We start from the raw sequence: 23,142 nt of genomic DNA, 5'->3' as shown, positions 1-23,142 counted from the left end.
ATCATGGACAAAGAAGATCTCAACTTAACACCCACCTTCAAAAACGGCGAAAAAGACGATCTGGCGCCCGGGCTTTCGCGCAGATCCTTTTTCATGGCGGCCGGTGCCACAGGTGTGAGCAGCGCCGCCGCCATGCTCAGCAGCACCTCCGCGCGGGCACAATCGACCGATTGGACGCAGCCGGGCAACAACAACGGTGTGATCGAACTGCAAAAGACCACCGGAAACGCCGTTGAGGGCGACATGGGGATCGATTTTTACGGTCACTGCGCGCTCAAGTTCACCTCACCCTCTGGCGCAACGGTTCTGTTTGACCCATGGCGTGACGATCCGTCCGGCGCCTGGGGGTTGTGGTTCAAAAACGAATTCCCCGAAACGCCGGTCGACATTTGCATGTCCACGCATACGCATTTCGACCACGACGCAATACATCGCCCGGTTTCCACGATGGTGCTCGACCGGATGGTGGGCAATTTTGAATTCGCCGACATCAAGATCACCGGTTTTGCGGACAAACACGCCTGTGTCGCACCGGGGTGGTATGACTGGACAAATGCCTTGGCCGAATTCGGTGTGGAGGCCTGCCCGCCCAACAATGTCAGCCATATGGACATGGTCGTTTATGTGATCGAGACCGGTGGCATTCGTACCCTGATATGGGGCGACAATCGCCACAATCCGCCGCAAGAGTTTTGGGATGCCATCGGCGAGATCGACGTTCTCACCCTGCCGGTGGACGGCTCGCAGCATATTCTCAGCTATGGACAAGGCGACGACATCGTGTCCCGTCTCAAACCGAAAGTGATCATTCCGACCCACTACCTGAATGAGACGACCAGCTACACGCTGACCACGCTTCAGGACGCGGAGGAATGGGTGAAAGCGCAGAAGAGCTACAAGATGCTGGACAGTGCCAGCCTGTCTTTGAATGCGGGCGATGTCACGGAGATGGCGGGTGAGTTCATGTATTTTGGCCATAACGCCATGACGGCATAGCCTCCGACACGGCCGTCAAAGACCGAGAAAAGCCAGGTTGCACATCGGTGCGCATGTTGCACAACGGCGCTGAAGCCCCGCTTCCGGCCTTACGAAAAGCGCCTGCGCTTCCGGCTTTCCCTAGCGAAAGGTGCCGAGCTCCTCAATCCGGTAGCCATCCGGATAGGTGGGGCGCGGCACCCGCGTCAACCGGCGCGGTTTGCGGCGTGCCGGGAGCAGCCGCAACACGCGGGCACGCAGCGAAAGCACCGCCATCAGCAGGCGTCGGAGCCAGCCGGGGGCTGCCGGAAAACCCATACTCTCGCGCAAGGGATGATCAAGAAATGCATAGACCGCGGGCCGACCGGCCCAGATCAACCAGCGCGGCAGGTAGAAGCCAAGCAGCAGGTCGCGCGTCTTCTCTGCGATCCGCCGGTTCGTGTCCGCAAAGCGGAAATGCGCGGCCTCATAGGTTTCGTTGAACCCCATGATTTCATCCAGGTTTTCGGGCACATCCTTGATCCCCATGCGCGCGCCCAACGCGCGATAGTACAGAAACCAGGCGCGTTTTTCTTTTGCGGTCATGCAACGGCTGCCAAAACGGTCAAGCCAGCGGATCGGCTCGCAGATAAAGGTCGACAGGACATAAAGCATGTCTGCGTTGTCGATCTTGAAACGCCCGTGCATGGCGTTCATCCGGGCGATTGCCCGCGTCCCGCGTCGGCTGTCCTGCCCATGCTCGATGGTCTCTGCGAGGATGAGTTCGGTATCGTCGTACCGCTTGCGGGTGCGCAATTCGAATTCGCGGGTCTTCGCCAGGAGCCCCGAGATGGACGGCACCGCATAGGTCCGGAACAGGGCAAATTCGAGCGCGCGCTCGATGTCCCAGGAAAACTCATAGGCATAAAGCAGACGCGCGATTTCCTCGTAATTCGCCTCGGGATCGAGCGCTGCAATACGGTCGTTCACAGGCGGACGCAGGCGCCAAACCGGCGTCGGTTTTTCGTTGGTGTGTTTCATCATTTTCAAATGGCCTCAACGAATACAGTGCAGTGAAAAAACTTCTGCGCGCAACTCTGCGTTGCTGCTCAGGTGTCGGCATGGATCACCCAAACAAGAAGTCTTCTTCGCTCAGATCTTCGATATCGACGTTCCTGATGATGACGTTCGTATCCCCGACATCATTGATCACCACGTCCCTGCCCACCTGCGTCACATTGTTTACCAATAGCTGGGCAAAACTGACATCGGGTTGCAGATCCCTGAAATGGATCCGGTCATTGAACCTGAAATCAAGAATATCAATCTCCTCCTCGTCATTGCTGATGACAAACGTGTCGGCACCGCCGCCCCCGGTGAGTTTGTCCCTGCCAGATCCACCTTCGATGATGTCATCGCCATCGGCGCCAAAGATTTCATCATCACCATCGTCGCCCCGGAGGATGTCGTCACCGGCATTGCCAAAGATGGTGTCGTCACCGTCGCCCCCGTTAAGGGTGTCTTTGCCATTGCGCCCGAACAGGGTGTCGTCGCCTTGACCGCCCAAGATGGTATCATTGCCGCTCCCGCCTGAAAGCCGATCATCCCCCAGAAGGCCAAAAATCACATCCGCCGCATTGGTGCCGTTTATCACGTCGTTGCCGATGGTGCCAAAATCCACCTCGGGTTGACTGTCAATAATGACGGTCTTTGTCGTACCGCCAGCGATGTCGTAGGCGACGGCCACCCGCCCACCGTCGATCAGGGTCGCTTCGATCTCGAGCGCCTTGTCTCTGGCGACCAGGAAATCCTCACCAACCTCATTGCCTTCGCTGTCAAAACGCTGGCCGCGCACCTGCGGTTTTTCGCGATCCTTGATGCTGCCGATCCTGTCGTAAAAGATGATGAAGCCACCATCCTCCAGCGGCGCAATTGCTGGCTCACTGTTGTTGTCACCGCTGGTCTGCAACCCGGTCGTAAATTCGTTTGACGCGATTCTGCCGTCGGTGCTGAAAATCTGAAACTTGATATCAGCCCCCCGGTCCCGTTCGGTCCAGGCGACGACAAAACTCCCGCTCTTGAGTGATGCGACCGCCGGGTCGACCACCACCGCGTCGCTATTGCCAATGTTCCTCTCGCGGGTGCCGTTGAAAGACACGAAGAGCAAACCGTCATCGTCCCTGCCATCGTTGCCATCCCGATCCATGACGAGGATGGTTCTGCCGTCCCGCGCAGTGGCCGAGACAAGTTCCGCGTCGACGTTACCCTTGAAAAACGTGAGCCGTTCGTTGGAGGTATCCACGCCGTTTTTGAGACCGCCAACCTGAATAGATTCGATGCCTGCGCGCTGCTGTCCGAAGAAGATTCTGTAATCATCCTCATTGCCGATCCCTTCGGTGATCGTTGGGCTGAAGATCGAATTGCGCGCGATCCCCTGGACCGAACTCGCAGTTCCCGCATCTACCAAGGTGACGCTGGTTTCGTTGACCCTGAAAAGACGCGAGTCAATCTCGATGTCGTCGCTGCCTTTTTGGGTTTCGACAATAATTGCGACCCGGTTGCCCTCAATCGCCGTAATGTCGAATGCCCGTTCGTCGATGAACCGTGAAAAGCCGAACAGAAGCTCATCCCCGATCTTTTCGCCGTCCTTGGTGAAAAGTTGACCACGGACGTCAAAGCCCGGTCCGCCTCCCACAAATGTCGCATAGGTGACGAGCAGCCTGCCGTCCGAGAGCGTAACGGTTTTGGGGTTCGTCGCACCGCTGGTGGTATTGCTGACGAAGGCTCCGGTCGAGATCTCTGGGGTGGAAGTCATTTAGTTAACCTTTTGAAATATTTAACGATATAGCACCTTTCACCTGAGCAAATCAGGCAAACGGTGGAACAGGCAAACTCAATACGCAGACCGGCAGCCACGAGCCTGCCCGACGTCATGCAGACATTGAGCAGGCTCGCCACAGCCAGGGATATGCTGCGCATTCACACAGTGTCGCAGGTGACCGTTGTAGCGAGCGTTGTCAGCAGCGTTGTAATCGCGCCGTGCTACCGTTGTTTTTGCGCGGCTGGTTCATCGCTAGAGACTAAAAGCGGGTGTTAGCCCCCAATCTGGTCCGCTCGATAGATGCGCGGCCGATGCCACAAAGCGCGGCAAACATCAGACCGAACACCTATCATGTACGCTGCATTTCTCGGCCAGGGTCACTGGGTTTTCAAATACTCAATGACCGCCATGCGTTCCGCAGGCGTAAACCCTCCGGGCGTATAGAGATGACCGATATTTCGGTTGCCCTGCAGGCTCGTGTCAAAGCGAAAACGCCCCGGCGCTTTATCACTTTCATACCCGAGATTACGCAGGTCAAGCGCCCGACCACCGGTCCAGAAGACCCTGCGACGCTCCTCTACAGGTGACAGCAGTTCGTAGATCGTGGGCACCGATCCATTGTGCAGATAGGGGCCTGTCGCCCAGACACCCGCAAGCGGACTTGCCTTAAGGTCGGTGAAGCTTGGTGGCTGGTACGGCACCGGCTGCCCGTCGTCCCCGGTTCTGAACTTGAAGCCGCTCAGCGCCACGCTCTCCTTAGGCGTAAAGCCCGCGTCTTCGATCGCACGCCTGACTGCCGCGCCAACCATACCGCCGAAGAATGAGAACGCGGGCACGATCTCTTCGCCCTCAAAGAGCGGCGCGGTTGTTTCGTTGGTTTCAATCCGGCGGGTCAAGAGGCTGGTCGAATAGGCGCTGTCGGTGCCAACCTTGCGGAAATCCACGCGCCCGATCTTGATGAACGTCTCGCCGAAATGGTTTTCAGAGGGATCGGTCCGCGCATAAGGCGCCATGTTGTGACAGGCCTTGCAGTTATCGCGGAAAAGCTCCGCACCCTCGGCGGCAAGGTCCGCATCGATAGCCCCCATAAGTGCTTCATCCCAGCGCGGCGGTTCCAGCATTTGCAGCCATTTTTCCAGATCCTTGAGCTGCGGCAACAGCATCGAGGAGCGAAAAGCGTCCTCACCTGCATCATGCGCCAGGTTGGTCTGCCCGAAGACGCCCAGAACCTGACCACCGTTGCGAGCAATCGGGCTCGCCGCGATTGGATTCCATTGCACAAATTCCAGCTCAGGCGTGAGCCACAGTGCCGGATAGCTGGTGGGCGCCGCGACCGGGAACAAGTTTGCAGGCTTTTCCTGATCCCGCACAGCCAGCGCATTGACGATCTGCGTTAACGCGTCGACACGGCCAAAGCCCGATGCAAGCACGGGCCGACGTAGCGCGGCATCCCCGGTAAGCCTCAGATCAAACGCGGCCAGTTCAGACCGGAGCGCCGCCACATCTTCGTCAGATGCAAGCCCAAGCGCCGCGACGAACCGCGAGAACTTTTCGGGATCCAGAAGCGTCCGTGACACAGCACGCGCCAGGTCTTGATAAAAACTGTCGAAATCAAGGTGTGCCGGTGCCCCATCCACACGGAGCGTCTGTCCTGCCACCTCTACATTGGCAGTATGGCACGCAGCACAGGTTAGCCCAATCTGACCCGTCGCTTCCTCCACGGCAAACCCGATTGGGTACCCGTTGCTGTTGGTCCCAAACGGAGTTTCGGGAGCGATAAACCCAAAGCGTTGCAGATAGGCCGGGTCGCCAAACCGCCCCTGACCTTCGGGCTGTTCCAATGCTTCAAACCAATCCGCGGGCATCATATGAGAGCCCTGCGGCGTGAAGTAAAAATTCTCGCGTAAAGTCTTGGTCCATCCCTGTTCGAGATAGATGATCGGCCCGGCGGGCGACCTCGCAAAGGCTGCGGCAATCAAAACGGCGATCAGGGCCGTGGCAAATATCAAGAAATGCATTAAAAACTCTCTGTGTAAAACATTAAAAATCGGCGTGGAAAGCGTGATCAAAGCGCGCCGCGTTGTGGCCCAGCGTGCGGTGTTCCGGTCGAAAACAGATCTCTGCCGTATTGCAGGGTCTTCGAATGATTGGACCGTTCTTGCCCTGCGGTCAGTGATCCTGTTCACGTTGCGCGAAGATCGACCCCTCGACATCTTGGGACATGTGCACAAAGTGACCTCATGAGCGCTGCCGAGACCTTTCCCGAAGCGACAAGACCCGGCGCCAGGCTTAAACCGCAGGGTGTCCGCGCCCGAACGATGAAGGTGAGACACCGGCCATCGTCTCCACCGCTGCGGCCATACGGGTTGGCAACCAGAACAGTGTTGACGCTTTCCAAGGTCGTCGAGGCAAGCTAGGCATTGGCGACGCCCTTGAAGTCAATTTCTCTGATAAAAAGCGAAGGGAAACGGCTGTGATAAACCTGGTTGCAAAGTTGCCAGACGTGACTGACGCTCAAAGGGCCAGGATTCTGACGGCTCCAAAGACGTCGGAGGCGCATGCTGCGTTGTTGCGGGAAATCCCGGCGATGACGTCCTTGCAGGTAGGGGGCACCGGCAGCGCGCCGCAGTTGCCGCATGTAGTCAATGTGGCCGCCTGGAATGTTGAAAGATGCCTCTTCCCCAAAGAAAGCGCCGAAATGCTGCGGCCACATGGGCCACATGTGGTTCTGCTCAGCGAGATGGACAGTGGCATGGCCCGTACCGCCCAGCGCGACACCACCGCCGACGTGGCGGAAGCCTTGGGCATGCACTATGCATACGGCGTCGAGTTTTATGAAATGGACTTGGGCGGTGCCGCGGAACGCGTGTTTTGCCGCGACGACTTCAACGCGCACGGCTGGCATGGTAACGCAATTCTATCTTCCGCGCGATTTGAAGCCTTGGCACTGATCCGATTGGATCGAACCGGCCACTGGTTCGCCGAAACAGGCGCGGTTGATCCGAAACAACCCCGCATTGGCGGGCGCATCGCCGTGGCGGGCATCATTCCCAGCATCGGCGGACCAATGTGTTTCGTGTCCACGCATCTGGAAAGCAATGCAGACGCCGCCCACCGTCACCTTGAATTCGACCGGCTGTTGACCGAGCTCGAGGCGTTTTGCGGCGACATGCCGATCCTGATTGGTGGCGATCTGAACACCGGCAATCACATACCCCCAGACTACAACTGGCAGGATGAAACCCTGTTCGACCTCGCGCGCCATCGCGGGTTTAGATGGTCGCTGACGCCGGATGGAACAACAACGCGGCCAAGCAGGATCACACCCCACCCGATACGGGAAAGGAAGCTGGATTGGTTTTGCCATCGCGGGATGCATGGCGAGGCTGGGGTGATCTTGCCAGCCCTTGCACCGGACAAAAGTCCCCTTTCGGATCATGAATGCATTTTTGCACAAGTCACTGCAGCCAAGGATTAGCGCTATGGTTTCAGCACCGCGACCCTGGGCTTTACATTTCGCGAGACGCGACGCGGTGTCATCGAAATACACTCATGGCCGATTTTGAGCGACTTACGATGAACGTTCAAATCAGCCGCTGCGATAGCGTTCTGATCCAATGCAGCTTCGCCGTTTTTGAAACGGGTCGCCCGGTCACGCGGGGATTTCCTGCATCCAACGTGGCATACCTGATTGCTTCGGTGGCCTTATCCGCCTCCACAGGCAGGGACGCAGGAAAAATAGGCCGTCCGATGGCGATGCGGAAAGGCTGATGCGCCTTGTTGAGCGTTTCATGGAACAGAGTGATATCGCGTAACGTTGGGTGGATCAGGTCGAACAGATAGAAAATACCGGAGTTCCGCGCCTGAATGTTGATCGGCACCACCGGCAATTCGAATTTCCGGGCCAATGTCGCGGCAGACGTCATCCACGGCCTCTCATGGAGCGTCAACCCGCGACGCTTAGCAAGCCGACCTGATGGGAATATGACACCCAGCTTGCCCGCATCGAAGGCTGACCGGGTGTACAGCATCGTCTCCCGGGTTTTCGTGTGAGTCCGCTTGTCATGACGCCATTCCACTGGCGCGATCAGGTCGTGCATCTGAGGCAGGACACGCAGGATATCGGAGTTCGCGTAGAAGAATATATCGGAGCGAATGCGCGACAATACATGCCACAGCATGATCCCGTCGCCGATGCCGGTCGGGTGATTGGCGACGATCAGGGCAGACCCCTTTGACGGAACGTGTTCCAACCCTGTGATCTGGATGTTCTTTGCCAAGCGCGCAGCGACTATATCCATGACGTCCCCTGCAGCCTCATCAGCCAAATCATCGGCCAGGGACACTGCGGCGTCATAGCTTAAAATCTTGTCGAGCGCATATCGCGCAGACCTTGGCAGGAGCTTGGGTGCCACCAGCCACGGTGCACGTTCGGCAATCAACGGCTCGAGACGCTCTTTCATACCCGATGTGTTTGCACAGGGACGCGACACTGAGATGACAGTTTGCCGGGCCGGTTGATCCGGTTTGCTTTCGCTAAACGTCACGCACCAGGCGCGTCAAAGCCAAGTTTTGAAGGTGCAGCAGATCAGATTACTTCCGTTGGACGGCCTGATGTAAATGCGCTTGCGCTCGGCAGAGGTTTGCCGTTTTCTCGGCAACTTTCCCCGCCATGCGCGATTTTCCCCGGCTTTGCGCGACATTCTGCGCCTCCGTGCCCGCTGTATATGCGCGACCATTCCCGTCGTGCTACGCGGCGCTGTCGCCTCTCTCATCGCAAATAACAGAAAAGTCTGAAACACCATGTCAAAAGCAAGCCCCCTCGAATGGCAGATGCTGGATCTGATCAACGCCGAACGCAGTTTACTTGATCTGGATCTGCTGCGGCTGGAACTCCGTCTCAATGACGCCGCCGAAGATCACAGCGACTGGATGATAGAAACGGACCGCTTCAGTCACACCGGGGCGGGCGGATCGTCCCCCACCGAGCGGATGCGCGATGCGGATTTTGAATTTGCCGGCAGTTGGCGCTCAGCAGAGAACATCGCGTGGCAGAGCGTGCGCGGACAACCGGGGCTGTCGGATGACGTGGTGAATTTGCACGAGTCCCTGATGAACAGCCCCGGCCACCGCGCCAATATTTTGAACCCGAACCTGGATGTGATCGGCATTGGCATTGAACGCGGAGACTATCAGGGGTGGGACGGGCTTTTTGTCACGCAGAATTTTGCCCGCACCGCCGCCCCGCTGGAGCTCGACAGCCGCGGATCAACACCACCGGGACCGACACCGCCAAATCCGTCCAGCGGTACCCTTGAGATCGGCTCTGAGACGGTCTCGCAGTCATCTCCTCAGATCTGGCACAAGGTTAAGTTCGACCAGAAAATCGAAGACGCCGTTGTCGTTATGGGGCCTGTCAGCAGCGAAGGCAGCGATCCCGTCACCATCCGCGTCCAGAAGGTGACCGATACCGGGTTTGAGTTCCGAATGGAGGAATGGGAATATCTCGACGGGCGTCACACCACCGAAACGATCAGCTGGATGGCCGTCAGCGAAGGCACACATCAGCTGTCTGGTGGTCGCACGATTGTTGCCGGGTCCGGCTCGGCTGATCACAAAGAGAAGCAGATCAATCTGGGGGACGATTTCGACAGCCAGCCTCTGGTTTTCACACAGGTGACGTCAAATCGCGGCAGCGATACGGTCGCCAGCCGGGTCGATCTGGTAGATTCGGACAGCTTCAAATTCCGCGTGCAGGAAGAAGAGGCGAAGGGTCAGCATGTGGTCGAAAAATTCGACTGGATCGCAATCGAAGGTGGGAGATCTGGCGACATCTGGTCCCGAAAAGTCAATGGGGTGACGGATCAAGCCAAGGTCATCACGCACGATTCAGACCAGGCATTGTTCGCCCAGATGCAGACCAGCAACGGCGGTGATGCGGCGAATATACGCTACGATGCCATGGGTGCCCGTTCCCGGATTTGGGTAGACGAGGAGACCTCCAGCGATGCTGAGACCACGCATATCCCGGAGACGATTGGCGTTTTGACCGCGGATCTGGGCACCTACGACCTGATCGCCTGAGGCAGCAAAACAGGTTTTGGCACTTGGGTGGCCAAAGTTTCAGAGCCTTTTTCTATCGCGCGGTTTGTTCTCGAGATGAAAACACCGCCCAGCCAATCCTGCGGCTGGGGGGCTTGATGCAGCGCGCGACCGATCAGCTGACGGCGCGGTGCGACTTGCGGCGACGCAACGCGCCCATGACACCGAAGCCACCAAGCAGCAACAGCGCTGATGCCGGCAGCGGCACGACTTCTGTCGGGTTTGGCGGCGGTGGCGGTGGAGGCGAGACGCCGGGCGAGAACGCAGAGGCGATCGGCGTCAGGTAGCTGTCGAAGCTATCAAAGCCGGACAGCGTCGCCAAAAACGGGTTCTCGGCGGAAATGATGCCCGACCCGACGGAAACGTCAATGCTGCCGTAGAGAATGCCATTCGATAGCGTAAAGCCAGTCGTGTCCACCAGCGCTCCATCCAGTTCGAGCGATCCCGCATCCGAAGCAGCAATGGCGATGTTGAGTTGGTTTTGCGAGAAGGATTCGCTACCCACTGGCGTGGTGAATGCGTAGGTGTCTAGGAGTTGATCGATACTTGGAATAAGCGCGAATGCGGGGTCGCCAACTGTGCGGGAACCACTCTGGCCGCGCATGAACTGGCCCACGCTCACAGGCTTGTCGGAGGTAACCTTGGCATTTCCGACACTGTCGATCTGAAGCACTTCACCGCTATCGATCGTGCCCTGAGAGACGCCATCCACAAATACTTCGGTGTTGTCTTCGGCGGCGATCACACGCACCAGATCTTGATCTGACCCTGCAAAGGGTGTCTCCACGAGTAGAAATTCGGTATCGAAGTTTTCTGTACCAAATTGCTGTTGAACCAGATGGTCGCACGCACTGACATTGGAGGGTACGTCAGCACATTTTGCACCAGCGAAAACTGCGACATCCTTGTTCGCAGATACGAGAGAGCCGCTAAGATCTTCACCCACTGCTGTTTCGTAGAAAACCGATTCACCCTTGTCCAGGACGACTTGAAAGGGCGTGTCAGCCACATTTCCGTCGATCACAACCGGCGCAGTGATGGTTACGGTAGTATTGTCTTCAGTCGCCGTAACCGACATCTGCGAACCGCCGTCATCCCCACCGCCAATCGATAGTACGCGATACTCCGAACTCAATCCAGCGATGTCGATCAAAGTTGTCATGTCAGTAGAGAAATTGCGTCGGTTAAGCGCCAAGCCACTGATCGGGTCGACCGATTCTACCAGCAGAGACAGGTTGTTAACAACCCCGTTCTGCGACATCGCACGACCGGCAGTCCCGAGTCCCAGAGAAAACACGCCCGTGTTGTCGATTGTGAAGTTCTGGTTGAAACCATCGTTGCCGGAAACCGTGCCTTCGGTCCCCTGAGCACCAAAGATGAAAACCGTGTTCGTGTTCGTGTCGTCGAAGTTTTGGTGAAAGTTGGCGATAAATGAAGCATGCGCGGCTGCCGAAGACAGCAATAGTGCTAAAGATGCGCAGGCCAGACTCGCCAAACTGCGAGATCGTGTAGACATAAATTCATCCTTTAAAATGGAGAGCGAGTAACTTCTCTCCCACACAAAAAATTCTGAAAAACCAATCGCTCTCAATGACTTTTGTCGACTTCCGGAATTAAAATTCATCCTTCCGCAACGTCAACAGAATGCCTTCCGTAGAAAATCAGGTCAAGAAATCATTAACCATTCCCGGAAACTATTTCGCCGTTGCCCAGCTATTGTCCTTCGAGCGAGCCAAGTGTGGCGACCACAACATCGGTCTTATCAAAGGAAGCATCCGTCGTCGCCAGGGCGCGCCGCAGATGGACAATCGCATCGTCATCTTCGCCCAGAGAGACCTGTACCATGCCGAGGTGATAGTTGGCCCAGGCATCTTCAGGGATCTCCTCAAGCACGGCTGTCAACACCGCTTTGGCGGCCTGGTGGTCGCCACGCTTGTGCAACAGCCAGCCATAGGTATCGCGCAGCTGAGGGATCGGCGACGATTTCAGCTGTCCGGCAACCGAGGTCGCTAGCTCCAGCCGCGCGGCATCCTCGACTGCGTAATCGGTGACCAGCGCCACGTAGTTGTTAGCCACAAGGGCATTGTCAGGATAGGCACGCACCAGCTCCTCCATGTTCTGTAATGCAGGCTCGATCTCTCGACGCCGCAGCAATATCTCGACCAGTGGCATCTTGAGTGATGGGTCTTCGGGCCGCTGCGCCAACCCCGCGCGAATTGCCGCTTCGGCCTCGGTTGGTCGGCCCTCGCGCATCAGGTGCTGGGCAAGGGCGATGTGTGCGATTGGGCTCGCGGGTATCTTTTGGACCACCGCGCGATAACCTGCCTCGGCGAAACCAGTATTCCCGGCCATCTCATTCAGAGAGGCATTCATGAGCAGTAGAGCTGGATTTTCAGGAGCCTTTTCCAGGAGACCAGCGACGTAGTCCATTGCTGCCCCGCGCTCATCCTGGGCAAGATGTGTGTTGACTACCTCCGCAATCGCTCCGAGATCCGACCCGCTCGCCGCGAGCTGGCTCAGCAAAGACTGCGCCGCTTCCGCCTGGCCGCGTCCGCGCAGCACCGCGAGACGGATCTTTTCGGAATCTCCCACAGCCTGCGGCGTTCCGAATTGTCGGAGCGCTGCGGCGGCACGTTCCGCGCCGTCCCAGTCCTCGGCGGCGAGCCGCAGCGTACCGAGCCGGGCAACCAGTTGCGCCGACGCCGGATGGCGCTTTATCGCGATCCCGATCTGCCGCAGCGCCTCTTCGCGCTGTGCCGTTTCCTCCAGCACATCGACAGCATCCAGGACGATATCTGTCTGGTAGTCCGAAGCGCTCACCGCCGCGAGCAGATGCTCTACCGCTAGTGCGTGCTGACCCGCACGCCAATCAGCACGCGCCGCGAGACGCAGAAGCGAGGTATTTGCGGGCTCTGTGGCAAGCCCGGTTGCGATATCAGACTGAGCGCCGTCGAGATCGAGATTTTTGAGCCTGAAAAATGCACGAAAGGCCAGCGCATCCGGGTCCTGCGGTTTGGTCTCGAGTACGGTTTCGATCTGTGCCCGCGCCGCTTCGGTTTCATTCTCCGCCAGCAGGTAACGCGCAAAAAGCAACTTTAGGCTATGTGCCCGCGCTTGCGGCAGATCCTCTGCAAGCATCCCTTCAAGCCCGCGCCGAGCCGAGGCCAGCGCTCCTGTATCATAGTCCAATTGGATGAGCGCAAGCCTGTATGGGAACCTATCATCGGCGTCCCTTTTGAAGCCTTCCAGCACCGCCCGGGCGGCAGCGGTACCGTCGGTCGTACGCGCCAATCTGGCAATGTCGATTGCGACGGCGGTATCACCGGGTTCCAGTGCGTGCACTTCCTTGAGCGTTGTTCGCGCCGCCTCCAACCGACCGGTGCGAACGTAGAGCAACGCGAGGTTTTTGAGCAAATCGGTATCTGAAGGTGTCGCTTCAATCCGACGCAGCAGTTGCGTTTCCAAATCAAGCGGCGTGCGCAAACCACCCCACCCACCAGATTTGCCTGGTCCGATGGAAAGCGTATCACCGCCTGTAAAACCGCCACTCCCAAACACCGTTTCGGGATCAGTGACGTCATCCAGCGTTGCGCCCAGCGTCGCCGAGGGCAGAAAGAGCGCGGCCAACAGCAGGCCAGTAAGTTTTCCACGGATGCGGGAAAGGATGAGAAAATCAGCACCAGAGCCCATAATTGGCAACCCTTTTCAATTCAATTTTAAAATTCAAACTCCCTTCTCGAATCCGGCTTTAAATGTTTCCGAATTCAACAGGCGAAGGGGTACGTCTGTTTTATTTGAAGCGTCGATCTCGTTTCAGACTAGAATAAAATACGAGCTACAGAAAGCCTAAGGTTTGGCTGGTCGTCAACGGGCGACTAACGATTTAGGGTAATTCGTAACGCGACACTCTGCGATCCTGAACACTTTTGATAGCGGCAAAACCGTTCAATCCGACTACCAAAATGTCGCCAAGCTGACTGTAGTTGCCAGCGATATCGGCAAGCGGTTTGCGACGCGGTCGGGAACGCCGCCCAATTTGATGATAGCGTATTTCTCATCCAGGGCATCTATCTTGGTTTGATCGCTGACATCCGCGTCGGTTATCGTGCCGAGTCCCGCGGGATACTGATCGACTCCGGAGGCTGATAGATCGTCAGCATATGTCGTTTTCTGTTCCCTCAGCGCGGTAGGGACATTTGGGACCTCAGGCGAAACATGAGGACAGGTGCCAGGCGTAATTCTTGCCCTCAATGGGTGGAACGAAGGTGTAGCGCTTTACCATGGTCATCTCTGCTCCGACAAAGTGGTCAGACGGCCATACTTATAACCGTCTGGCACATTGACTTTAGTCAGCACTGAGTTGGCGCAACGCACCTGACCAGTCTTCCACATGGTAGGTTCTGACAATTGAGCCGCCCTCAACTGTGTGGATGTCGATGCTCATGATTTCAAAGCTCTTGCCCTTACCATCAACCCCAAACAAGGGGCCATTTGGCGTGCCTGTTGCGCGGCCTCTGACCACCACCTGGTTGCCAGACTGGATCATTTCCTCAACCGCCCAGTTCAGATCGGGGATGAGCTGCGCAAAGCCCCCCATCTGACCCATCAGTTCTTCACGGGATTTGGTCTCCCCTGAGTAGTCGCCGATGCTCTCCCAATCCTCCGCAACTGCGGCTTTGAATGCTGCAGCATTCTCTTCCGATACCGGGTTGCTCAAGAAATCGTAAAACACCTGAACCGTCGCCTGCTCATTGGCTTGCGCGCTCTCGGCCATGGGTACGATCAGTAGTGCAAAACCTACTGCCAATGCTCTGATTATCTTCATTTTTCTAGCTCCTTCACGCTGGGAAATCACCGCGCAGACCGAAGTACCGGCCCGCGCAGAATGAGCATAGACCCAGCAAAATAGTTCTATAAGATAGAATTAATAAGTTTAACTGTTCGGATAAGTTAAGTAGTGATCGATCAACTACGACAAATTGCGATATTCGCGAAAGCAGTGGATCACGGCTCCTTTCGCGCCGCGGCAAAAGCGCTTCGCCTTTCGCCCTCGGTTGTCAGCCATCACATCACGCATCTGGAAGAGCAGCTCGGGGTCGCTCTGCTTTATCGCTCGACGCGTAAACTCTCCCTGACGCGTGATGGTGAACGACTGATCGGTGCTGCGCGTGCAATGATTGATGCCGCGGAGGCCGGGCTGAACGCAATCTCTGACATGGCAGCGCAGCCTTCCGGCGTGCTCCGCGTAACCGCACCCGCAGTTTTGGCGCAATCCAGCATCGTTAAGCGGATGGCCGAGTTTTCAATTGCCCATCCGGGCGTGCGTCTAAACCTCGACTTTTCCGATCTGCGTCGCGAAGTGATTGGCGATGGCATTGATGTGGCACTGCGCATGGGGTGGCTTGAGGATAGCGCACTGAAGGCACGAAAGCTCTATGATGTGGATCGGTGCCTTGTCGCCGCCTCATCGTATCTGAGCACCCGGCCCACACCGGACACGCCCAAGGATGTCGAGCACTGGGATTGGGTGGAACTGACCCAGGTCAAACCGATGTCCGAATTCCAAAAAGCCGGGCATCAGCCGGAGCTTTTAAAACCGGCCGCGCGGCTAAGCGTGAATGATGCGCACGCCTTGTATCACCTGGCGCGCTCCGGGGCCGGATTGGCAATCGTTCCGGATTTCCTGATGGAGGAAGACGCCGCTGCAGGGGTTGTTCGGCACGTATTGCCCGACTGGTCTGTGGCCCCTGTTGGGGTATTCGCGGTTTGGCCACCGAACGCGCCAAAAGAAGGTTTGACTTCATTGTTCGTGAAGTTCCTCGCCGAAGCCGCCCATTGAGTTCACAAGACAGCTGGCGAAGCGTCAAAAAGCACGGTTCCCAGCGATCCGGTGTCTTCCACGATCAAAACGCAAGAGCGCCTGACTGATCGCATCCATCTGGGCCTGCTACTCTGTAACAGCGACAAGCGCATTCTCGCGCTGCAGTTGCCTGGCCGTTTTGCCGGGCTCTGCTCCGTAAACGGTGATCCAGCGATAAAAGATCGGCGTCAGAAACAGAGTAAAGACTGTGGCAAAGCCCAGCCCACCAACGATGACCCACCCCACCGCGATACGTGCTTCGGCCCCTGCCCCCGAGGTCAGGACAAGCGGTAAGCCACCGAAAACAGTGGAAACCATGGTCATCAGAACCGGACGAATGCGCAGGCGCAAGGCATCACGGATCGCGCTGTCAATGTCCTGACCCGCTTCGCGCAATTGGTTGGCGAATTCAACGATCAAGATGCCATTCTTGGCCATCACCCCGATCAGCATGACCAGACCGATCTGGCTATAGTAATTCAGTGACCCGCCGGTCAGGGATATCGCCATCAATGCGGCCGCAAGACCAAAAGGGACGGTCAGCATGATGACAACCGCGCTTGCGAAGCTCTCGAATTGCGCCGCCAGCACCAGGAGTACAACAACAAGAGCGATGCCAAACACCATATACATTGCGGCCTGGCTATCGCTCAGGCTGGCCGCCTCCCCGGTGAAGATGATGCCCATGCCCGTCGGCAGTGTTTCACTGGCGATCTCGCTCAGCCGTGTCATCGCGGTACCCAGATCGACGCCCCGGTTCAGGTTGGCCTGTACCGACACTGCCAGAGCGCCCCCCTGACGTTCGATCAGTGATTGGCTCACCATGGGGACAAGCGTTGCCGCCGCGGAGAGCGGCACATAGGCCCCATCAGGCAGGCGCAGGTAGATCGCTTCCAGATCTGAAGGATCATCAATGGGCTGACCGCCCGGCACCACATTCACATCCGTTTCCGTGTCGCCCTCAAAGACACTCACAGCGACGCTGCCCTGCACCATAGCACTCACCGTGGCGGTGATTTCAGCCTCGGACAGGCCGAACACGCGGGCCATGTCTTCATCGACCCGCACTTCGAACTGCGCCTGCACGCTGTCGTTGGAAAGCTGCGGATTGAGGAAGGTCTCATCATCGGACATCGCACCAATCAGGGTGTCGGCGGCATCGGTCATCGCTGCAATATCCGCGCCGGTGACGGCGAATTGCAGACCACGCCCGGCACCACGGATGTTCAGGCTGTTGGTGGATCTGGCGCTGACTTGGACCCCGGGCACCTGGGCCAACTGGCCGCTGACCTCCGTGATGATCTCCTGCTGGCTGCGCGCGCGCTCCGCCCAATCCGGCAGGCGCACGATAATGAACGCGTTGGTCCCACCGCGTACGCCAATGATGCTTTGTACCGCCGAGATTTCGCCGCTGCCCCGGTAGGGGGTCAGAATCTCCTCAATCTGCGCGACCTGCGTGTCGAGGTATTCAGGTGTCGTATCCGCAGCGCCGCGCGCCTGGATCAGGAAAAACCCGCGGTCTTCACTGGGCGTGATGCTGGAAGAGAGAGAGACCGCCGCTCCCGCTGCGATGATGGCAAAGCTGCCAGCGATGGCCAGCACAAGCAGCGGCGCGCGGATCGCCCGGTCCATCACCACATCAAATGCACGCGCGACGGCCCCCGGCGGCGCCGGTTGGCCAGCCTTTTCGGGTTTGCCGGGGTCCAGCAGCGCCGCCATCACCGGGGCCAGCGTCAAAGCCGTGATCGAGGACAGGGTGACCGCAAAGGCCAGCACAAAGCCGAATTCGCTGAAGACACCCCCCGCCTGTCCGGGCAGGAAGGAAATCGGGATGAAGACCGCCGCAAGGGTCGCGGTTGTGGAAATGACCGCAAAGAACACCTCGTTCGTACCCGCCGCTGCCGCCGCAAAAGCGCCCATGCCCTGCTTGCGTTTGCGCACGATGTTCTCGATCACCACGATGGCATCATCCACCACCATACCCGTCGCCAATACCAGCGCCAGAAGGCTGATCGTGTTGACGGAAAACCCGGTCAGCCAGATTGCGGCGATGGTACCCACCAGCGCCACCGGAATCGTGACGGCCGGGATCACCGTCGCGCGCGGCGAGCGCAGGAAGAGAAAGATGACCGCGATCACGATCACGGTGGCCAGACCGATGGATTTCACCACCTCTTCGATGGAGCTCTCGATAAAAACGCCATCGTCGGAGGTGATGATGAGATCGACATCCTCCGGCAGCCCCGTGCGCAACTCCTCCACAGCCTCCCGCACAGATTTCGAGATGTCGAGCGTGTTGCCAATGGACTGGCGGCTGATGTCGAGCCCAATGGCGGGCTGGCCGTTGACACGGGCAAAGACGTCACTGTCCTCTGGCGTGACCTGGACAAATCCCACATCCGAAACGCGAGTGGTCGCATCGATCGGGATCTGGCCAACGCTCTCTGCCGTCACCGTGGCATTGCCAACCCGCAGCGCCAGGGTTTGCGAGGCCGCGTCCAGCGATCCAAGTGGTGTATCGTCACGCAGATCGGTCAGCGCATCGGATACGTCGAATACCGTCAACCCGCGGCTGAGCAGTGACGGCATGTTCAGCGTCACCCGAAACTCATCGGCCCGATCACCACGTATGGTCACCTCTGCGATGCCGTCAATGAGGGACAGCCGGTCATAAATCGGCCCTTCGGCCAATGCGGTTAATTCATCAAAATCTGCGTCCCCCATGACGGCAAGGCGGATGATCGCGTCGGCGTTGCGATCGTTTTTGGAGACGGTCGGATCATCGTCGATGTCATCGGGCAGCTCTCGCAGCGTGGCGGAGACGATCTCACGCGCTTCATTTGCGGCCACGTCCACATCGGTGCCCTCCGACAGGTCAATGGTGATGCTGCTTTCGCCGCTACTGGAGCTTGCTTCCATATAGGACAGCCCTTCCAACGCGCTCAGAGCGTCTTCGAGCACCTGGGTGACTTCCTGATCCACGGTTTCGGCCACTGCGCCTTCGTAATCGGTGCGGATCGACAGCACCGGCCGGTCGACATCGGGCATTTCCCGCACGTCCACCGATGCCAGCGCTGCAAGTCCTGCAATCAGGATGAGCAGATTGATGACAACCGCGAAAATCGGGCGTGCCACGAAAAGATCCGCCATCCCTGATTTGTCGCGCCGCGGCAAGGTCGCGTTCATGTGGGCGCCCCCGGTCGGTCAGGCCGCGCGGTTTCGGCCTCGCCAATCTCCGAGGCAGGCTGGGGACCCCCCTCCTGCGGTCCCTGCACTGCCGCGATCCGGGTTCCGGCGCGCAATTTCTGGGCTCCTTCCGTCACCACCCGCGTGCCCATCGGAACGTCGGCGTCGATCCACACCCGATCCCCGCGCCGAAACAGAATAGTCGCCGCGACCGGCTCGGCGTGACCGTCTCTTTCGATCCAGATGTTTGATCCATTGCGCGACCAGGTGATTGCCGTTGCGGGCAGAACCGCCAGGGGATCGCTTTGCTGGATCAGGCGCACAGACATGGTCATACCCGGCCACAGCAGGCCATCGGGGTTCTCAATCCGTGCTTGAACCGTCACGCTGCGGGTCACACTGTCGATGCGGCTGTCAAAAGACGTGATCTCACCCTCAAAGATCCGACCCGTAAGCGATGGGGTGCTCGCCAGAATGGTGCGCCCTGTCTCAAGCAGGGCGATGGAGCGTTCGGGCAGTTCGAACTCGACCTCCAGTGCTTGTGAATCGTCGATTGTGACGATGACGGTCTCTGCCGACAGGATGTCGCCAACCTCGACCTCACTCAGCCCCAGCTTTCCTGCAATCGGGGCGCGGAGTGTCCGGTCTTCCAACGCCACCTCGGCAAGCCCCACAGCCGCCTCGGCCAGACGTTGCGCCACCCGGGCATCCGAGAGCGTGACATCCGTGATCGTCGAATTGCCGTTCAACTGCAGGCGTTCGTACCGCTGGACGGTATCACGGGCTTGCGTCAGCTCCGCCTGGGCAATCTCCAGGTTCAGCACTTCGGTGCGGGCATCCAACTGGACCAGAACGTCGCCCGCAGCGACCTTCTGATTGGCGGGCAGATTGATCTCAATCACCTCGCCCGAGACATCAGAAACCACATAAGCGCTGCGCCAGGCCGAGGCGCTGCCAATGGCGCGCAGGACATCCTCATAGGGTTGCATCTCCAGCGGGGTCACGACCACCGCAGTGACACTGGCCGCGTTACCGCCCCGCGGACCGCCGCCCCGTGCGCCGTTTGGCGGCGCACCTGCGGGACCGCGATTAGCGTCACTGACAGCCGCCTGGTCGATCCCAAGTGACGCTTTGATCCCAGCCGGAACGCCAAAAGTCATGCCATAAGATCCCAAGAGAATCGCAATAGCAGCGATAGCCGTCAAATATATGCGCATCCGTCGAAACCACTTTCAGAATCTGTGACCCGGCTGTTAAACGCAGACGCACGGTTTCTCCGTCGCAAAAACCGTGAATTTTTGCGAAATTCTGGTTCGACTTCTTTTGAGTTAGGTCGTTTCGCGTTTTGAACGCTGGCAAATACGCAGAAACATGTCCAACTCCTGCGGGTATATGTCTTTACCGGCGGATCGTAAGTGTCATGCCAGCAAAGTAGGTATAGAACTTTTGAGTACGGTGTTGATGCGTTTCGCGTAAAGGAAGTTCCTTTGCAGTCAAAGGCCGCCAAAAGGCGGGCTTGACGTGTCCGCAGTATGACCGCGTCACTCCAAATCCATCATCCGTTCAGAAAACAACGCCCGCGCGGCTCAGACCAAGACGAACTCGTCGTAGATCAGCCCTGCTTCCAAGGCTACATAGCCTGCCGTTTCGTTGGTGTGGCGCAGTTCGCTGTCATCAGAGGCCTCTTCCTCGACAAAAAGCGACACGCCGGTATCACTCAACGCGCTCATACGCAGGGTCGCCGTATCCGGCCCGTCAGTGCTTTGCATATCTGCGAGCAGAACCGGCGCCGTGCCGAAGCCTGTGTTGAACACAAAACTATCCGCGTCCTGGTTTACCTGATCGTCCGTAAGGAACACGTCGAGACCGGCAGATGTGCCTGTTTCGATCGCGATCCATGAGACGGTTTCGATGACGTGGGGGCCTTCTGCTTCTTCTTCCTGCAATTGCACTTCGAAGCCACTGTCGTCCACGTTCTTGATCCGCGTGGTGACTGCGTCTGAGCCATTGAAAGTGGTGACCTCTGCCAGCGCCACAGCTTCGCCCAGTGTTTCGCCGAAACTGATCTCGGTGAAGTCAGTGCCGATGTCTTGGGTCCCGGCGACAATGGTTTGGCCGCCAGCCAGCGTATGTGAGCCCTCAGATACTGCAAGCCACCCGATGCTTTCTTCGATGTGGCCCCCGTCCAGATAATTCCATTCGTCGATCTGGAACTGAAACCCGGTGTCGGTGACGTCGCGCACGCGCGTCGTTCCCGGTTGAACGCCATTGAAGGTCATGGGCCCCATGACGACAACGGCGTTCTCAATGACTGCGCTGAAGGTCACGGTATGCCATTGATCCGAGTTGTCCTGCACCACCGTCACCGTGCCACTTTGACCGATGGGGGTTGCCGCGACGCTACCTACCCCTTCAATCGTGACGGAAACAGTTGCGTCGTCTGTGCCACCGTTCCCATCCGAGACCGTATAGGAGAAGCTTTCGGTATCTGTTTCGCCGTCCATCAGCGCGTCGAATACGTCATTTTGCACATACTCAAGCGTGCCATTGCTCTTCAGCGTCACAGAGGCGCCCGAGGCAAGGTCCACCGATCCGCCCGTCGCAATCGCCTGCCCCTCGACGGCCGTGATTGTCAGGGGATCCAGGTCTGCATCCGTGTCATTGGCCAGCACATTCAGCGTGAGGGTAGCGCCTTCGTCCACCGTCGCGGCGTCATTTCTTGCCACTGGCGCTGCGTTGTCAAACAGGTTCAGGATGTCTGAAAAACTGTAGGTGACATCGGAGAACTGAAGGCTCTCGATTGTGTCGTAGACAAGGTCGATCCCCTCCCCGATTACCTCGATCGCATTTTGAAGAAGCGAGAACGAGTAGGAGCCAAAGAGAGAGGAGTAGATGACGGTGTCGAACCCGGCATCGCCGTGGAAGGTGTCATTGCCGAGCAGACCAATGAATGTGTCGTTGCCAGCGCGACCTTCGAAAACATTGTCGGCTTGGTTGCCGATGAACTGGTCATTGCCTGACCCGCCGATCGCATTTTCAATCACCGTCCCGACCGCAAGTGTGAGGTTTCCGATCCGGCCTCCGATGTCAGAGGTGTTTTGGAATGTTTGGGTTGCTGACTGAACGGTCAGGTCGATTTTCTGGTTCGCGCTGTACCCGCTGACGTCCAGCGTATCGATGCCGCCTGCGTCGATAATCGTGGATGCCGTGCGGTTGGCATAGTCGGAATAAGCATTCCAGATTCGGCTCTCACTTGCCGAGATCGTTGTATTGAACCCATAGGTCGTATTGCCTAGAAACGCGTTTGAAACGCCGTATCCAAATTGCCCATAGATGCTGTCGAGCGCCAACCAGTCCACCGCCATCGGCGTTTGCAAGAATTCGTTGCTTGCAGAAATCGCTGTATTCTCGCCCTGCGAGAAATAGGACATCATCGATGCCTGCCAGCTGTCGAGTTCAAAAATGGCGTTGTTGCTGTAGCTTGCGCTGCCATTATAGGGCCCTTGGTGCCCAAGACCCAGAGCGTGGCCGATCTCGTGGAAGATGGTTTGCAGCGTGTAGTCATCGTAGGTGGATGTCCCGCCTGACCAGCTCGCCGCGATGTTTATGTAGGAATAATAGATGGTGCCGTCGCCGAAGCGCGTTGACCCGGCATAGGCACCGCTGGAGTTGTCAGAGAAGAAGAAGTCAACAACGCTGTCATCGGTGCTTGTCGTCTCCACGAAATCGATCCCGAGGACCGCTTCATAGACATCGAAAGCATCCCGGATCAGGTCCGCACGTGCCGCGGATACGCCGTTGGTGTCACTGCCGCCACCATAGGTCAAAGGGCCAAAGCCGCTTACGTTGTAGTACAGAACGCCATTGTTGGGATCGGACCCGGTCGAGCCGAGGTTGTGACGCGGACCGTTGGCGCTGTTCCAATACCCGGCCTCCAGGAAGTTGGACATCTCCTGAAGTGTTGCAGCTGCCGCTGCGGACGCCGCAGTGCTGTTGGTTACGTTTGGGGCTCTGTCGACATCATCTTTGAAACGATCAGACGCCATGCAGGCAGCGCATTCGCAGGTCGATAGATGTTCGGATAAAGTCTCGTCTGGTGCTATAGCATCTGGAGCAGATATCGATTGTTCGCCAAAGTTGATGTGGTCATATTGGAGGGGCGGTTTTGTAGACATTGGCATCCCTGTTTTTCATTCCACTGCCCGCAAGCACGTTAGCC

At 57.8% G+C, this 23,142-nt stretch carries 14 protein-coding genes; 4 read left to right on the top strand and 10 right to left on the bottom strand.

What is annotated here, in order from left to right; translation table 11 throughout:
- The first annotated feature begins 3 nt into the window (after window positions 1-3).
- The gene (locus tag Q1A20_RS10340; RefSeq protein WP_298973097.1) at window positions 4-996 is read left to right on the top strand and encodes an MBL fold metallo-hydrolase; all 993 of its coding nucleotides are present in this window, start codon (window positions 4-6) and stop codon (window positions 994-996) included.
- A 120-nt stretch (window positions 997-1,116) separates the two neighbouring features.
- On the opposite strand, the gene Q1A20_RS10335 is transcribed toward Q1A20_RS10340, so the two are convergent.
- From Q1A20_RS10335 to Q1A20_RS10325, 3 genes are all read right to left on the bottom strand, one after another.
- Window positions 1,117-1,998 (bottom strand): oxygenase MpaB family protein, encoded by an 882-nt coding sequence (locus Q1A20_RS10335; RefSeq protein ID WP_299407260.1) that lies wholly within the window; start codon window positions 1,996-1,998, stop codon window positions 1,117-1,119.
- Between the two features lie 82 nt (window positions 1,999-2,080).
- On the bottom strand, window positions 2,081-3,769 hold the full coding sequence (locus Q1A20_RS10330) for a calcium-binding protein (RefSeq protein ID WP_299407258.1): 1,689 nt from the start codon (window positions 3,767-3,769) through the stop codon (window positions 2,081-2,083).
- 383 nt (window positions 3,770-4,152) lie between these two features.
- Entirely contained in the window at window positions 4,153-5,793 is a 1,641-nt protein-coding gene (locus Q1A20_RS10325) for a di-heme-cytochrome C peroxidase (protein WP_299407255.1), read from the bottom strand.
- A 485-nt stretch (window positions 5,794-6,278) separates the two neighbouring features.
- On the opposite strand from Q1A20_RS10325, the gene Q1A20_RS10320 reads away from it, so the two are divergent.
- Window positions 6,279-7,253 carry an endonuclease/exonuclease/phosphatase family protein gene (locus Q1A20_RS10320; protein ID WP_299407252.1) on the top strand — a complete coding sequence of 325 codons (975 nt, stop codon included), beginning with the start codon at window positions 6,279-6,281 and terminating at the stop codon, window positions 7,251-7,253.
- Between the two features lie 106 nt (window positions 7,254-7,359).
- Here Q1A20_RS10320 and Q1A20_RS10315 read toward each other — a convergent pair whose 3' ends face one another.
- On the bottom strand, window positions 7,360-8,238 hold the full coding sequence (locus tag Q1A20_RS10315) for a 1-acyl-sn-glycerol-3-phosphate acyltransferase (RefSeq protein ID WP_299407250.1): 879 nt from the start codon (window positions 8,236-8,238) through the stop codon (window positions 7,360-7,362).
- Window positions 8,239-8,578: 340 nt separating this feature from the next.
- On the opposite strand from Q1A20_RS10315, the gene Q1A20_RS10310 reads away from it, so the two are divergent.
- A complete protein-coding gene (locus Q1A20_RS10310; RefSeq protein ID WP_299916892.1) occupies window positions 8,579-9,859 on the top strand; it encodes a CAP domain-containing protein in 1,281 nt (426 codons plus the stop codon).
- Between the two features lie 133 nt (window positions 9,860-9,992).
- Here the strand turns inward: Q1A20_RS10310 and Q1A20_RS10305 are convergent, their stop codons facing one another.
- The 3 genes from Q1A20_RS10305 to Q1A20_RS10295 form a co-directional block, all read right to left on the bottom strand.
- Window positions 9,993-11,501 carry an IgGFc-binding protein gene (locus Q1A20_RS10305; RefSeq protein WP_299916891.1) on the bottom strand — a complete coding sequence of 503 codons (1,509 nt, stop codon included), beginning with the start codon at window positions 11,499-11,501 and terminating at the stop codon, window positions 9,993-9,995.
- Between the two features lie 89 nt (window positions 11,502-11,590).
- Complete coding sequence (locus Q1A20_RS10300; protein ID WP_299916890.1) at window positions 11,591-13,567, bottom strand: tetratricopeptide repeat protein; 1,977 nt, start codon at window positions 13,565-13,567, stop codon at window positions 11,591-11,593.
- Window positions 13,568-14,222: 655 nt separating this feature from the next.
- Window positions 14,223-14,702, bottom strand: a complete 480-nt coding sequence (locus Q1A20_RS10295) for an ester cyclase (RefSeq protein WP_299407240.1) — start codon at window positions 14,700-14,702, stop codon at window positions 14,223-14,225.
- A gap of 132 nt (window positions 14,703-14,834) precedes the next feature.
- On the opposite strand from Q1A20_RS10295, the gene Q1A20_RS10290 reads away from it, so the two are divergent.
- Window positions 14,835-15,716, top strand: a complete 882-nt coding sequence (locus Q1A20_RS10290; RefSeq protein ID WP_299916889.1) for a LysR family transcriptional regulator — start codon at window positions 14,835-14,837, stop codon at window positions 15,714-15,716.
- A 108-nt stretch (window positions 15,717-15,824) separates the two neighbouring features.
- Here Q1A20_RS10290 and Q1A20_RS10285 read toward each other — a convergent pair whose 3' ends face one another.
- The 3 genes from Q1A20_RS10285 to Q1A20_RS10275 all read right to left on the bottom strand — a co-directional run bounded on the left by Q1A20_RS10285 (window position 15,825) and on the right by Q1A20_RS10275 (window position 22,969).
- A complete protein-coding gene (locus Q1A20_RS10285; protein WP_299407234.1) occupies window positions 15,825-18,923 on the bottom strand; it encodes an efflux RND transporter permease subunit in 3,099 nt (1,032 codons plus the stop codon).
- Window positions 18,920-20,083: an efflux RND transporter periplasmic adaptor subunit gene (locus Q1A20_RS10280; RefSeq protein WP_299407232.1), complete on the bottom strand. Its 1,164-nt coding sequence runs from the start codon at window positions 20,081-20,083 to the stop codon at window positions 18,920-18,922. The genes Q1A20_RS10285 and Q1A20_RS10280 overlap by 4 nt, the downstream gene beginning before the upstream one ends.
- 426 nt (window positions 20,084-20,509) lie before the next feature.
- Window positions 20,510-22,969: a M10 family metallopeptidase C-terminal domain-containing protein gene (locus Q1A20_RS10275; RefSeq protein ID WP_299916888.1), complete on the bottom strand. Its 2,460-nt coding sequence runs from the start codon at window positions 22,967-22,969 to the stop codon at window positions 20,510-20,512.
- Window positions 22,970-23,142: the final 173 nt, after the last annotated feature.

This window comes from uncultured Roseobacter sp., assembly GCF_947501835.1.
Lineage (GTDB): Bacteria > Pseudomonadota > Alphaproteobacteria > Rhodobacterales > Rhodobacteraceae > Roseobacter.
This window is presented reverse-complemented; position numbering and strand designations above follow the sequence as displayed.